We start from the raw sequence: 13,119 nt of genomic DNA, 5'->3' as shown, positions 1-13,119 counted from the left end.
GATCGCACCCCTCCAATTTGAGCGGGTTGCCGTCCGGTGGCCTAGACTCCGGACGGAGTCATTATGAAGTCGAAACTGGAACGCCAGGCCGTATCGTCTCCACGTTCCATGCTGGCAACCAGCGATGCCTTGACGCCAAAGACAGCGTCAGAGCTCAGCCATTGATCGCCTTCAACGAAGGTGTGGGTGACGATGGTTTGGTAGCCAGGGGACGAGACGAGGAAGTGCATATGGGCAGGACGGTTGGGATGCCGCCCTAGGGCAGCAAGCATCTTGCCCACCGGTCCATCATCGGGAATGGGATAGGAAACAGGGCGGATGCCCCGGAAGCTGTAGGTGCCATCAGCCTCTGTGACGAAGACGCCGCGATTGTTCCATTGCGGCTGGGTGTCGGGTTGCTGGACGTCATAGTAGCCATCGGCGTTGTCGCACCACACGTCGATGCGGGCACCAGCGATCGGCAAGCCCTCGATGGTGCGCACCTGGCCAACGAAGAGGCAGGTCTCACCTTTGCCATCGAGCGAAATGTTGGTGCCCATGGCATATTGGGGAGCGCCTGCGACATGAAACGGCCCCAGGACCGTATTTTCCGTGGCGCCAGAGGGACGGCGATGGTTGATGGCATCCACCAGCATGGACAAGCCGAGCACGTCGCTGAGGAGAATGAACTCCTGCCGATTGCCGTCACACATCTGTCCCGTGCGGGTCAGGAACTCGATGGCGAGCCCCCACTCATCCTGGGTCAGTTCCACATCCTTGGCGAACGCGTGCAGGTGCTTGACCAGCGAGGTCATCACCTCGGCCAACCGTGGGGAGACGTCAGGGCCCATGCGCGCGTTGACCACGTCTTCGCTGCGCTCTTCGGCAAAGTAGTCGATCATGTCAGCCATCAATCGTCTCCTAGTGGGCAACCTTGCGGTCGAGGATCGACGTCAGGGCGCGGGTCAGCTCGGCGACCGGATCGGCCGCCATTTCCTCAGCGCGCCACGCGACATGATGGTCGGGCCGTACCAGGACGCAACCGGCATCGGTGACCTCGCGGGCCCGGGCCCATGACCCTTCCATATCCGCCAGCGCGCGGCGCGGCCCGATAACATGGGCGACAAGGTCAACGCCAAGGGCCTGCGCGACCTTTTCTGCGGCACTGGCCCAGGCCTGGCCCGCAATGCCGGTGAGAATAGTGAAACGCCCCTTGCCCGTTACGTCGAGGGTAGAATGCTTGGCGCCGTTGCTGCCGAACAACCAGGCGTGCGGCACACGGGCGCCCGGCCAGGTGGTGGGCTGATAATGCAGTTCTGCATCAAGCTCAAAGCTGGGCTCCATCTGGCCATCGGTGACGATGCCGGCAGACTTGTAGCGCTGGTTCATTTCCACGCCATGGGCGTCGAACTCGTACTTCTTGAACGCGATTGCCTGGCGCAAGGACTCGCGCTGGCGCTCGGCAGCCGGCGTGGCGTCGCAGCGGGCATCCATCGAAGCCCTGATCTTGTCGATGTCCGAGCCCCCGGTCATGCCCAGGGCTTCGAATATCGGGCCGAATTCGCCAATGGACTGATTGGCTCGGGTGACGATCTGCTTGGCGATCGGGGCACGCTCTACCGAATAGGTGTCGAGCAGGCCCGGTCCCGCAACACCCTTGAGCACGGCTGCCAGCTTCCAGGCCAGATTGAACGCGTCCTGGATGGAGGTGTTCGAGCCCAGCCCGTTGGACGGCGGATGGCGATGGGCGGCATCGCCCATGATGAAGACGCGCTCCTTCTGCATACGGGTGGCGTACATGTTGTTGACGGTCCACACACTGGCCGACAGGAGCTCGATCTCGAGGCCGGGGTCGCCGACCAACTGGCGAGCCACACCGGTAGCGAAGTCTGCGTCGACGACCGGGGCGGGTTGATTGATATCGTAGCCCCAGACGATCAGCCATTCGTTCCACGGCCGCACCATGCGCACCAGGCCCATGCCGATCCCGCCGACATCGGCCCCTGGCTGCATTACCCAGTAGAGCACCGAAGGCCGATGGGCGACATAGCGCGATAGATCGGCGCGGAAGAGGATATTCATCGACCCGCCAACGCCCATCTGCCCCTCGAACGGCAATTCGGCATGCTCGGCGACCTTGGAATTGCCGCCATCGGCACCGACCAGGTACTTGGAACGGATGGTGATTTCCTTGCCGGTCAGCCGATCGAGACAGGTGGTCGTTACGCCATCGCCATCCTGCTCATGGTGAAGATACTCGGTCGACATGCGCGACTGGGTCCCCCGCGCGCAGGCCGTCTTGAACAGCAGCGGTTCCATATAGGTCTGCGGCAGGTCGTTCATTTTGGTGGGCGATGACAGCATGTGCTCGGCGCGGGAGAGTGGGTGGTTGCCCCAGCTCTTCATGCGGCCGATCTCTTCCCCGGCAAGGCTTTCGCAGAAGATGTTCTCTCCCATCAGTTCCTGTTCGGTGGCAAAGAGATACGCCTCCTGCTCAACATCCCTTCCGAGGTCGCGCAGGACTTCCATAGTCCGCTGATTGGTGATGTGCGCGCGCGGGGTCGTAGCGAGCCAGCGATAGCGGTTGATGACCATGTTATCCACGCCATAGGTGGAGAGCAACGCTGCTGTAGCCGAGCCGGCTGGTCCGGTGCCGATGACCAGTACGTCGGTGGTGATGTCCGCCATTATATTTGCTCCGTTGAGGACGGTTTGGATTTGAGCGGACCGCCGACCAGGCGCCGCCGAATGGGAAAGAGCTGGATGCCGGTGCGGTCCGAGAAACTGCCCCAGAGCCCGCGTGGGGCAAGGAGCATGACCCCGATGCCAATGACGCCGAGGGCTATCAGGTACCAGGCGCCATATTGAGCCAGCAGACTCTGCAGGATGAAGAAGACCAGCACGCCGACGATGGGCCCCTCGATGGTGCCGATGCCGCCGATGACCACGATGAAGATCACATAGGCTGTCCAGTCATTGAGCGAGAATGCGCTGTCAGGCGAGATGCGCGCCTTCTGCATATATATGAGCGCCCCGGTGAGGCCGGTTCCAAGCGCTGCGGCGAGAAACACACTCCACTTCACCCTTTGGGCGTCGACGCCGACCGAGCGTGCCGCCTGGGGATTGTCGCGCACGGCCGCAAGCGCCAGTCCGCGCTTGGAGCGCAACAGCCAGTAGATTCCACCGATGGCAAGGATGGCCAGCGCGAGGGCGAGCCAATAGGCCAGGATATCGCGCGCAGCGGCGGCGCGGACCCCGAAGAGTTCGGCAATGGAGGCGGTAAACATGATATCTTCGGTGGCGTCCCGCGGCAATGACGTGCCGGTTCCGCCGCCAACGGCGCGCCATTGGGCGATGACCAGCCGCACCACCTCGGCCAGCACCCAGGTGCCGATGGCGAAATAGGCGCCCTGGAGGCGAAAGGCAAAAAAGCCGAACGGTATTGCCAAGATCAGCGCCGCAAGCCCGCCCAACAAGATGGCGGGCACTGGATCGATGCCCCACAGGATCACGGCAGCGAAAAGGGCATAGGCTCCCATTCCAACAAAGGCTTGCTGGCCAACCGAGACGAGCCCACCATAGCCGGCCAGCAGGTTCCAGAACTGGGCCAGCGTCAGCATGGTGAGGATGAAGAATAGGTCCTGGACGAGGCTCCGCGAGGCGAAAGCGGGCAGCACGAACAAGCTGCCAACAAGCGCGATGGCCAGAATGCCGGCAACCACCGAAGTGCGGGTGCGTGTCTCGACGCGATAGGTATGAGTCAGCGGGTTGTCGGTCATGGCCGGCCTCAATCGAAGGCGCGCGGGAACAGCCCGCGTGGCTTGAACAGCAGGACGAGGAGGAAGGCGACGTGGCCTGACAGGATCTGCCATTCGGGATTGATGGCGGCACCCATGGTTTGCGCCATGCCGATGATGACGCCACCTGCCAGGGTGCCCCAGAGCGAGCCTAGCCCACCGATGATCACCGCCTCGAAAGCATAGATCAGCCGCGCCGGCCCGATCGCGGGATCGAAGTTGGCACGCATCCCGAGATAGAGCGCGGCAATGGTCACGATCATCATTGCGATGCCCGTGGCTTGGGCGAAGACGGCCTTGGGCTTGATGCCCATCAGGCTGGCCGTTGTGGGATCATCGGATGTGGCGCGAAAGGCCCGGCCGAGTGCGGTGCGATAGAACACCTGATTGAGAAGGACGATGACCGCCACCGCCGACAAGAAGGTAAGGACGGGAAGCACGCCCAAGGTGACCGGTCCGACATTGAACGAGGCAACACCCATATCGCCGGTGGGAAGGCGGCGCGTGTCGGCAGATGCACCCTGTAGCAGGGCATTCTGCAGGACCACCGAGATACCGAAAGTGACGAGCAGTGGCGGCAGGATGTCGTCGCCGAGCACACGGTTGAGCACGACCCTTTGCAGCACGTAGCCGAGCCCGAACATCAGCGGCAGGGCGATGATTGCAGCGAGGAAGGGCGAAAGCCCGAGCAGGGAAACGATGAGCAGGATCAGATACGCGCCCAGGATGATGAGGTCGCCATGGGCGAGATTGACCAGACGCATGATGCCAAAGACGAGGCTCAGCCCGGTGGCGAAGAGGGCGTAAAGTCCGCCAAGGAGAATGCCCTGGACGATGGTATCGAGCCAGATCATGCCGCCGCTCCAAAGTATGCGTTGTGGATGGCCTGGCGGCTGAGGTCCCTGGCCGGTCCGGACAGGGTGACGCGCCCCTCCATCATGCAATAGACCCGGTCGGCGACCTTGAGTGCCTGCCCAATGTCCTGCTCGACGATGATCAAGGCGGCGCCGCCGGAGCGGATCTGCGGAAGTGCGTTGTAGATGTCACGGATGACGACCGGGGCGAGACCGAGCGATATCTCGTCGCATAGCAGCACGTCGGGGTTGCTCATCAGGGCCCGGCCGATGGCGACCATCTGTTGTTGGCCGCCCGAAAGAGCAGTGCCGGGGCTGCTGCGGCGCTCCCTGAGTATGGGAAAGAGCGTGTAGATGGCTTCGAGGGACCAGGGACCGGGTGCCTTGCGGGCGTGGGCGCCAATCAGCAGGTTCTCTTCGACACTGAGTGAGGGAAAGAGCTTGCGCCCTTCCGGCACCATCGCGATGCCGCGCTTGAGGATCTCGTCGGCGGGGCGGTCGCCTACAGCCTCGTCTTTGAAGCGGATGGCTTCGGCCTCACTTTTCAGGATACCGGACAATGCCCGCATCAACGTGGTCTTGCCGGCGCCGTTGGCACCGATGATGGCCACGCATTCGCCCTGATCGAGCGTGATGTCGACGCCGAAAAGGGCCTGGAACTGACCGTAGCGGGCGGTGAGGCCGTGGGTGGACAAGAGGGGCATCAGACCTCGATCCCAAGATAGATTTCGCGCACTTGCGGACTGGCCATGATGGCTGCGGGTTCGCCTATGCCAATGACTTTGCCGAAATCGAGCACCAGCAGCCGTTCCACCACCGAGTTCAGCGCATGCAGCACGTGCTCGATCCAGATGATGGTTGTTCCGCGGGCGTGGATGTCCTGGATTGTGGTGACGAGTTGCAGGCATTCGCCTTCGGTGAGCCCCCCGGCAATTTCGTCGAGCAGCAACAACTTCGGATCGGTGGCCAGGGCGCGCGCCAGTTCGAGACGCTTTCTTTCCAGCAGCGACAAGCTATCGGCAACGGTATTGGCGCGCGCGATGAGGCCGGTGCGTTCGAGGATTCCGGCGCACTGGTCCTGCACACTGCGCTCGCTTCTACCCTGGCCAAAGGCACCGGCGACCAGGAGATTTTCAAACACCGTCATCTTGCCGAAGGGCTGCGGTATCTGGAAGGAGCGACCAATGCCGCTGAGGCACCGTTGCATGGCCGAAGTGTGCGTCACGTCCTTACCCATGAAGTGAACCGAACCGCTGTCGGGAGCCAGATTGCCGGTGATCAGATTGAACAACGTCGACTTGCCGGCGCCGTTCGGACCGATAATGCCCAGTGCTTCGCCCTCGCTCACCTCCAGGGAGATGGCGTCGGCAACCTTGAGAGCGCCAAAGCTCTTGCAGACATTGTCGAGTGCGATGATGGCCATTGTTTCTTGTCCCTGTGACCGGGCGCCGAAGCGCCCGGCAGGTGTTGCAATCAGGAAATGGCTTCCATGGTCCCACCGGTGGGTATGTTCGGGTGATCGGTATTGTCCACGATGACGAGGTCGTAGCGGCCCTCGCCGGACAGGCGCCATTGGCCGCCCACCAGAGGGGTCTTGCAGACATTGGTCGCCGCGAAGGGTGGCAGTCCCTTGCCATCGAACGCGATGGGGCCAACAAGGGTGTCGAGCTGGGTCGCAGCAATTGCGGCGGCGACGGCGTCGGCATCGGTCACGTCCTCGACACGCCCCATGACGTCGACCGCCATTTCAAGCAGGGCATGGGCGAAGCCGATCGGCTGGGTCCACTGCTTGCCTTCGGCGGCGGAGTAGGCTTCGGCCACCTCGGCCGCGCTGAGGCCGGTAAGCGAGGACTTGAAGGGATGACTTGGCGACCACCACACTTCTGAAGACAGGTTGTTGCCCGAGTCTCCAAGCGCCGCAAGCGCCTGCGGGAAGAGAAGCGCCTTGCCTATGGAGGCCGCCTTTGGTGCAAATCCCTGCTGCCGCGCCTGGGTCCAGAAGGTGGTGAAATCCGGCGGGATGGGCACGCCGGTCACGATCTCGACATTGCCCTGTTTGAAGGCGTTGATCTGTGCCGAGAAATCGTCGGTCAGGTTCTGGTACCGGCCGGGATCGATGATCGAATAGCCCTTGGCGGCCAGTGGCGCCGGAAAGCCGTTGTTGGCGTCACCCCAAGCATTGCCATCCGCATCATTGGGGAACAGGCCCCCGACGATCTTGTTGGTATCGAGCTGGCCCCACATGTTGGTGAAGGCCGAGATCACGTCTTCGAGCCCCCAGAAGAAGTGGAAGGCGTAGTTGAACGGGCGCCAGCTGCCGGGGTCTGTCGGGTTGCCCTGCTGACCGATGAACCAGGGTTGCCAGGGCGCGACGGTCGAGATCACAGGCACACCCTCGGCCTCAGCTGTGGTGGTCACCGGATTGGTGGTCTCGGGGGTCGACGCAACCAGGATCATGTCGACCCCGTCATCGACGATCAGCTCCTGGGCAACCTCAGCGGCCCGGTTCGGGTTGGACTGGCTGTCCTTGACGAAAATTTCGAAATTGCTCGCTGCAGCGTTCCTCGCAAAGTCGGCGAGCACAAAGCTGTCGGCCTCACCAAAGGCCGCGAGTGGCCCCGACTGCGGGCTCACATAGCCCAGACGTATCTTGGCACCCTGGGCGATGGCGGGCATGGGAAAGGCGCCGGTGGCGGCAACGAGGCCGGTGGCGGCGGTGCCCTTGAGCAGATTGCGACGGGTAATCATGATTGGTTCTCCTCCCAATATCACGAGCCTTGCGGCGGGTTCAGAATGCCGGTTGGTCGCCCCTCCAGGCGGCAGCCAGCAGCTTGGCAACGTCTTGTTTGGTGACCGGTTGTGGATTCCAGTAGGGCTTGGACGTGGCGGTCTCCGCCGCCTTGTCCAGATCGCTTTCGCTTAGTCCTAGATCCCGAAGGGCCATCGGCGCCCCCAGCCTTTGGGCAAAGTCGTGCAAGGCAAGCCCAGGATTATCCATGCCAAAGATGCGGGAGACGGGTTCGAGCTCCTGGCCGGCGGCCCGGGCGTTGAAGGCGATGGTGTGGGGCAGCATCACGGCGTGGGTTTCGGCATGGGGCAGGTCGAACGACCCGCCCAGGGTGTGGCAAAGCTTGTGGTGCAGGGCCATGCCGACCTGTCCGAGCACCGTGCCGCACAGCCAGGCCCCGTACAGAGTGCGGCCGCGGGCTTCCAGATTGGTTGGATCGGCGACCACCTGCCCAAGCGACTCGGCAAAAGCCTCCAGCCCCTCGATCGCAAGAAGGGTAGATATGGGGTTGCGATCACGAGCATAGAGGCCTTCGGCAGCGTGGGCCATGGCGTTGAGGGCGCTGGTCACGGTCAGACCTGCCGGCAGGCTGCGCACCAGTTCGGGATCATAGAGGATCACCTCGGGCTGCACCCGCGCGTCGGTCAGCGTGGTCTTCTCGCCGTTCTCGGTCTGCCCGAGAATATTGGTGGCTTCCGAGCCGGCATAGGTGGTCGGGACCACGATTTGGGGGAGGTCGGTGCGGAGCGCCACAGCCTTGCCGAGGCCCGTTGTCGAGCCGCCACCGACAGCCACAAGGCAATCAGCGTTGACCGACAGAGCATGTGCCACCGCTTCTTGGGTCACGGCAACCGGCGTGTGCATGGTGGCGCGGGTGAACACCCCCACGGCCAGGTCACCGATGTCCTGCGCCATCTCCATTGCGGCATCGGCTTGGGCGGGCGTGGACAGTACCAGCGCTCGCTTGCATCCAAGCCGCGCGACTTCCTCGCTGACCTGTCGACGAATGCCGACGCCAAAGCGCACGCGGACGGACGCGAAATGTGCGGCAAAACTCGCGGTGAAATGCGACATCGGTCCTCCCTGCGCCCTTCAGGCTGCTTGGTTGAGCCAACATTGCACAATTGACATACCGTCTTGATCGAAATGCGGTCATGTAACATAACACCATGTTATGAAGCTGGATCCGCGACATCTGGAAATATTGGCAGCTATCGTTGATGGTGGTGGGCTGACGGAGGGCGCACAGGCCATTGGCCGGGCGCAGCCGAGCGTGTCTCGAACTATCACCATGCTGGAAGCGAGAATTGGCGCGCCGCTGTTCGAGAAGAACAAGCGTCCGCTCGTGCCAACAGAATTGTGCCTCAGCCTTGCTGGTGAAGGTCGTCGCATCTTCGCCGCAGGAAATACGGCTTCGGCTATCGTCGCCACGTTCCGAACCGGACACCGCGGCATGGTGCGGATAGGTGGCACGCCAGTGTTCATGGATGGGGTGATTTCTGCCCTGATCGCGCAGTTCCAGCAGAACCATCCGCAGGTTCGGATAGAGCAGTCGTATGGCTATGTGCCCGATCTTCTGGGCCAGCTCAGCGCAGGGACGCTGGATGTCGCGATCTGTCCGTTGAACCCTGCGGCGCTGAGCGAAGGCTTTCAATTCGTGCCCGTGCTGCCGGGTCGAAACGTCATCGCCTGCGGCAGCCAACACCCGCTGCTGCGCAAGGGCTCGCTCCGCCTTGCCGACATCGCACCCTATCCATGGGTCGCGCCGCCGGCATCGAGTCCGCTCTACGAAGACATGCGCCACATCCTCAGGGACATCGGAGTCAGCGATACGCGCATCTCCTTTTCCGGCGGCACGCTCGCTTCGATGACGGCAATCCTGTCCAATTCGGACGCACTGACGGTGCTCCCCTATTCAGTCGTGTTCATGGCAAGGCGGCAACGCACCCTCTCGGCCCTCTCCATCCGCATCGGACATCCCGAACGGATGTTGGGCATTCTGACCAGGGACGCCGAAACAGCCGGGCCCACGGTGCGCCGGTTCCGCCGCTTCATCGACACCGAATTCCGCAACCTGTCGCAGTTCATCCAACAACATGAGCAGAACACGGTTTGGCGCGACTGAAGCAACTGCCCCCCGCCACATGCGCGGTCAGCACACGCCCCACCACCGGCCCTGCCGGTGTCGCCGGACGCCGATACCAGAGGTCGTGAACGTCCGTTCGGCGATGCTAACCAGGAGCCTGGGCGGAGTGAGATGAGCCGACTGCCTTGTCGAGGTCGACGACCCTGGTGGAACTTTCCATCCGCCACGCCTTGGGCAGCCGGGCCGCAGGTCCTGTGAGCGTGACGACGCTCGAGAGCCTGATGTCGCCGCTGGAGGCCCCGATGTAGAGGTCGAAGGCTCCTGGTTCCAGCACGCGGTCGCCATCGTAACCGGTAAAGGCGAGCATGTCGGTGGGCACCTCGAAAGTCACAGACTTGGCGCAGCCCGGTTCAAGGGCGACCCTTGTGAACGCCTTGAGCTCCTTGACGGGCCTGACTACCGACGCCAGCTGGTCGCGAAAGTAAAGCTGCGGCACGGCAATGCCTGTTCTGGTTCCGATATTCCGCACCGTGAAGGTCGCTCGGACGGATCCGCTTTCAGCGTCCACTTCGTTTGAGGCCAGCGATAGGTCACTATACTCGAATGAAGTGTAGGTGAGCCCGTGCCCGAACGGATACCGGCTGCCAAAGTGCAGGGCGATGGGCGTGCCGGAACTCTTGAACTTGTGATTGTAGAAGTAGGGCGCGGCGGCGGCGCTGCGCGGCACCGATAGGGTCAGCCGGCCGGATGGCTCGGCCTTGCCGGTAAGGACATCGACCAATGCGGGACCACCCTGCTGACCGCCGAAGAAGGTCATCACCTGCGCAGCTACCTTGCCTTCTAGCCCTCCCAGATTGTAGGGGCGCCCGGAGCTGAGGACCACAATGACCGGCTTGCCGGTAGCAAAGACGGCATTGAGCAGTTGCTGCTGCACGCCCGGGAGTTCAAGGCTGTCCACGTCGGACCCTTCACCCACGGTGCCCGTTTGGAAGATGCCGGACAGGTCGCCGACGCAGACGATGGCTATGTCGGAGTTCTCGGCTGCGGAAACGGCTGCTGCGATCAGGTCAGTGCGAGTGGATAGGCGCGATGCCACCTTGAGGCTGGTGCTGTCGTCAACGTCTCCCGGAAACACCGGGGCACCGAAGCGGCGCTCCTCGAGAATGTAGCAGCCTTGAGCGAACAGCACCCGATCGGCCCCGAATGCGGCTTCGAAGGCTGCGCGGGGTGTCACAACGTTCTGCGTATCCTCAATCTCGTCCTTGACGATGAGGTGAACCGGGAACGAGTAATCCCCGAGCAACGCCAGCGGATCATCAGCTGTGGCACCAATGAGGGCAATCCTGGGCTCGCCCTTGATCGGGAGAATGCCCTGGTTCTCCAGGATCACGATACTCTGTGCTGCGACGTCCCGCGCCAGGGCAACGGTCGCAGGCTTTTGGAGCGAAATCGCGTCCTCGTCCGCGTAGGGCTTCTCAAAAAGCCCAATCCGGAACTTCTCGAGCAGCACGCGCTCCACGGCTGCATCCAGCGTTGCCAGATCGATCCGCCCCCGCTCGAGGGCGCCTTTCAGATGACTGACGCAGTCCTCGCCCGGCAATTCGATGTCCAGGCCTGCATTGAAGGCCAGGGCCGCTGCGTCGCCAGCGTCGGCGGCAACGCGATGATGCTGATAGAGGAGACTGATTCCGATATAGTCGGCAACAATTAGCCCGTCGAAGCCCCAATCCTGCCTGAGCACCTTGGTCAGCAGATGGTGGGAAGCGTGGCAGGGCTCGCCATCAATGTCGTGGTAGGCCGGCATGACGGAGCCTGCATTTCCAAGCTTTACCGCCATCTCGAACGGCAACAGAAACGTGTCGTTCAGCTCGCGCCAACCCAGATTGACCGGCGCATGGTTGCGCCCGCCCTCTGACAGGGAGTGGCCGGCGTAGTGCTTGAGGGTAGCGAGCAGATCCCGCTTCTCCCCTTGCAGTCCGCGGACGTATCGGGTCGCCAGAACGCCTGTCAGGTAAGGGTCCTCGCCAAAAGTCTCCTCGGTCCGCCCCCAGCGCGCGTCGCGGGCGACGTCGAGCACGGGCGCGAGCCCCTGGCGGCACCCGACCGAACGAGCCTCTTCGCCAATGGCCCGGCCGACGGCCTCGATCAGGTCGGGATTCCAGGTCGCCCCGTAGGCGAGCGAGGAGGGAAACAGCGTGGCCCCCCGTATCATCAGGCCGGACAGGCATTCCTCATGGGCCATCACGGGAATGCCCAGGCGCGTTTCCTCGCACATGAACTTCTGCAGGCGGTTGAGCGCTCGCACGCCATCCCTGGGATCGACGGGCCGGCTGCCCAGAGGACGGGTGATCTGCCCCAGGCCAAAGGACAGCATTGTCTTCAGCTTGGTGGGATCGGTTGCACCGGTGAACTCGTCCTCGCGAACTTCGTGGTTGCCGTCTGCCGAGAGCAACAGCCAAAAGGCATGGAGCTGGGCAATCTTCTCGTCCAGATTCATGCGACCAAGAAGATCAGCGGCGCGTCGCGCTGGGGCAAGGTCGGGGTTCTTGTAGGGGAGCGTCATCGGTTCCTCGCCGGGCGAAGATCGCCAGCGTCCTTGTTTTTGGTGTCCGTCAGTTTGCTTGGCGCTGACCATTGCGGAAGCGGTGCAGCTTGTCCGATTTGAAGGAGATCCCGACCTCAGCGCCAATGCCGAACACCGCATCAGCGTCGCTGACAGCTATAGCGGCCTGACCGTCCTTCAGATCGAGGTAGTAGACAGTCTGCGCCCCGAGCCGCTCATAGTGGCGCACGTTGGTTTTCCAGCCACCATCTTCAGCCAAAATGATGTGCTCGGGTCGCACGCCCAGGAGATCGGTATCAAACTGCCTGGCGATTTCCCCCTCGAAGAAGTTCATCTTCGGAGCCCCGAGAAAGCTGGCCACGAACGGCGTCTGGGGCGTGTTGTACAAGTCCATGGGTGCACCAACCTGTTCCACCCGCCCGCCGTTCATCACCACGATCTGGTCGGCCATGGTCATGGCTTCCACCTGGTCGTGGGTGACGTAGATCATCGTCGAACCGAGCTTGCGGTGCAGTTCGGCCAGTTCCACACGCATCTGCGTGCGCAGGGCCGCATCGAGATTGGAAAGCGGCTCGTCGAAGAGGAAGACATCCGGTTCCCTCACGATCGCCCGCCCGATCGCCACACGTTGCCGCTGACCGCCTGACAGGGCCTTCGGACGACGCGACAACATCGGCCCCAACTTCAGGGTTTCGGCGGCGGCAGCGACCCGCTGCTCGATCTCGGCGCGCGGCAACCGTGCCATCTTGAGCGGGAAGCCTATATTCTCGGCCACCGTCATATGCGGATAGAGCGCATAGGCCTGGAACACCATGGCGATGCCGCGCTCAGCGGGATCGACATTGGTGACGTCGCGGTCGTCAATCAGGACGTGGCCGCTGGTCGGATTGTCCAGACCGGCAATGATCCGAAGCAGCGTGGACTTGCCACATCCCGATGGGCCGACGATGACGGTGAAGGACCCATCAGGGATGGTGAGGTCCACCGAGGGCAGAACGGTTGCAGCACCGAACTGCTTGCCGATCTGCTTGAGAATTACACTGGACATGGAA

Annotated in this window: 11 protein-coding genes; 1 reads left to right on the top strand and 10 read right to left on the bottom strand. The window is 62.7% G+C overall.

Translation table 11 applies throughout. The annotated features are described in order from the left end of the window. Nucleotides 1-41: 41 nt before the first annotated feature. The 8 genes from IM737_RS16345 to IM737_RS16310 are packed head-to-tail and all read right to left on the bottom strand — an operon-like array spanning nucleotide 42 to nucleotide 8,492. Complete coding sequence (locus IM737_RS16345; RefSeq protein ID WP_236899949.1) at nucleotides 42-881, bottom strand: dioxygenase family protein; 840 nt, start codon at nucleotides 879-881, stop codon at nucleotides 42-44. Between the two features lie 19 nt (nucleotides 882-900). Next, nucleotides 901-2,667 carry an FAD-dependent oxidoreductase gene (locus tag IM737_RS16340; protein ID WP_236895710.1) on the bottom strand — a complete coding sequence of 589 codons (1,767 nt, stop codon included), beginning with the start codon at nucleotides 2,665-2,667 and terminating at the stop codon, nucleotides 901-903. Next, entirely contained in the window at nucleotides 2,667-3,758 is a 1,092-nt protein-coding gene (locus tag IM737_RS16335) for a branched-chain amino acid ABC transporter permease (RefSeq protein ID WP_236895708.1), read from the bottom strand. The genes IM737_RS16340 and IM737_RS16335 overlap by 1 nt, the downstream gene beginning before the upstream one ends. An 8-nt stretch (nucleotides 3,759-3,766) precedes the next feature. Continuing rightward, nucleotides 3,767-4,630 (bottom strand): branched-chain amino acid ABC transporter permease, encoded by an 864-nt coding sequence (locus IM737_RS16330; RefSeq protein WP_236895706.1) that lies wholly within the window; start codon nucleotides 4,628-4,630, stop codon nucleotides 3,767-3,769. Further along, nucleotides 4,627-5,334 carry an ABC transporter ATP-binding protein gene (locus IM737_RS16325; RefSeq protein WP_236895705.1) on the bottom strand — a complete coding sequence of 236 codons (708 nt, stop codon included), beginning with the start codon at nucleotides 5,332-5,334 and terminating at the stop codon, nucleotides 4,627-4,629. The genes IM737_RS16330 and IM737_RS16325 overlap by 4 nt, the downstream gene beginning before the upstream one ends. Continuing rightward, on the bottom strand, nucleotides 5,334-6,053 hold the full coding sequence (locus IM737_RS16320; RefSeq protein WP_236895703.1) for an ABC transporter ATP-binding protein: 720 nt from the start codon (nucleotides 6,051-6,053) through the stop codon (nucleotides 5,334-5,336). The genes IM737_RS16325 and IM737_RS16320 overlap by 1 nt, the downstream gene beginning before the upstream one ends. A gap of 50 nt (nucleotides 6,054-6,103) precedes the next feature. Continuing rightward, nucleotides 6,104-7,378: an ABC transporter substrate-binding protein gene (locus tag IM737_RS16315; RefSeq protein ID WP_236895702.1), complete on the bottom strand. Its 1,275-nt coding sequence runs from the start codon at nucleotides 7,376-7,378 to the stop codon at nucleotides 6,104-6,106. A gap of 40 nt (nucleotides 7,379-7,418) precedes the next feature. Beyond that, nucleotides 7,419-8,492, bottom strand: a complete 1,074-nt coding sequence (locus IM737_RS16310) for a maleylacetate reductase (protein WP_236895700.1) — start codon at nucleotides 8,490-8,492, stop codon at nucleotides 7,419-7,421. Nucleotides 8,493-8,622: 130 nt separating this feature from the next. Here IM737_RS16310 and IM737_RS16305 point away from each other — a divergent pair, with 130 nt between their 5' ends. Next, nucleotides 8,623-9,543, top strand: coding sequence for a LysR family transcriptional regulator (locus tag IM737_RS16305; RefSeq protein ID WP_236895698.1), 921 nt, complete (start codon nucleotides 8,623-8,625; stop codon nucleotides 9,541-9,543). Between the two features lie 106 nt (nucleotides 9,544-9,649). On the opposite strand, the gene IM737_RS16300 is transcribed toward IM737_RS16305, so the two are convergent. Together IM737_RS16300 and IM737_RS16295 are read right to left on the bottom strand one after the other, a co-directional pair. After that, nucleotides 9,650-12,139 carry a glycoside hydrolase family 3 N-terminal domain-containing protein gene (locus IM737_RS16300; RefSeq protein WP_236895696.1) on the bottom strand — a complete coding sequence of 830 codons (2,490 nt, stop codon included), beginning with the start codon at nucleotides 12,137-12,139 and terminating at the stop codon, nucleotides 9,650-9,652. Next, nucleotides 12,117-13,115 (bottom strand): ABC transporter ATP-binding protein, encoded by a 999-nt coding sequence (locus tag IM737_RS16295; RefSeq protein WP_236895694.1) that lies wholly within the window; start codon nucleotides 13,113-13,115, stop codon nucleotides 12,117-12,119. The genes IM737_RS16300 and IM737_RS16295 overlap by 23 nt, the downstream gene beginning before the upstream one ends. Between the last annotated feature and the right edge of the window lie 4 nt (nucleotides 13,116-13,119).

It is taken from the genome of Devosia sp. SL43 (genome assembly GCF_021729885.1).
Taxonomy (GTDB): domain Bacteria; phylum Pseudomonadota; class Alphaproteobacteria; order Rhizobiales; family Devosiaceae; genus Devosia.
This window is presented reverse-complemented; position numbering and strand designations above follow the sequence as displayed.

Excerpts from the sequence above, each read along its gene's own strand:
- IM737_RS16325 (WP_236895705.1), bottom strand. The coding sequence starts at position 5,334 with ATGCCCCTCTTGTCCACCCACGGCCTCACCGCCCGCTACGGTCAGTTC.
- IM737_RS16300 (WP_236895696.1), bottom strand. The coding sequence starts at position 12,139 with ATGGTCAGCGCCAAGCAAACTGACGGACACCAAAAACAAGGACGCTGG.
- IM737_RS16320 (WP_236895703.1), bottom strand. The coding sequence starts at position 6,053 with ATGGCCATCATCGCACTCGACAATGTCTGCAAGAGCTTTGGCGCTCTC.
- IM737_RS16335 (WP_236895708.1), bottom strand. The coding sequence starts at position 3,758 with ATGACCGACAACCCGCTGACTCATACCTATCGCGTCGAGACACGCACC.
- IM737_RS16315 (WP_236895702.1), bottom strand. The coding sequence starts at position 7,378 with ATGATTACCCGTCGCAATCTGCTCAAGGGCACCGCCGCCACCGGCCTC.
- IM737_RS16330 (WP_236895706.1), bottom strand. The coding sequence starts at position 4,630 with ATGATCTGGCTCGATACCATCGTCCAGGGCATTCTCCTTGGCGGACTT.
- IM737_RS16295 (WP_236895694.1), bottom strand. The coding sequence starts at position 13,115 with ATGTCCAGTGTAATTCTCAAGCAGATCGGCAAGCAGTTCGGTGCTGCA.
- IM737_RS16345 (WP_236899949.1), bottom strand. The coding sequence starts at position 881 with ATGATCGACTACTTTGCCGAAGAGCGCAGCGAAGACGTGGTCAACGCG.
- IM737_RS16310 (WP_236895700.1), bottom strand. The coding sequence starts at position 8,492 with ATGTCGCATTTCACCGCGAGTTTTGCCGCACATTTCGCGTCCGTCCGC.
- IM737_RS16340 (WP_236895710.1), bottom strand. The coding sequence starts at position 2,667 with ATGGCGGACATCACCACCGACGTACTGGTCATCGGCACCGGACCAGCC.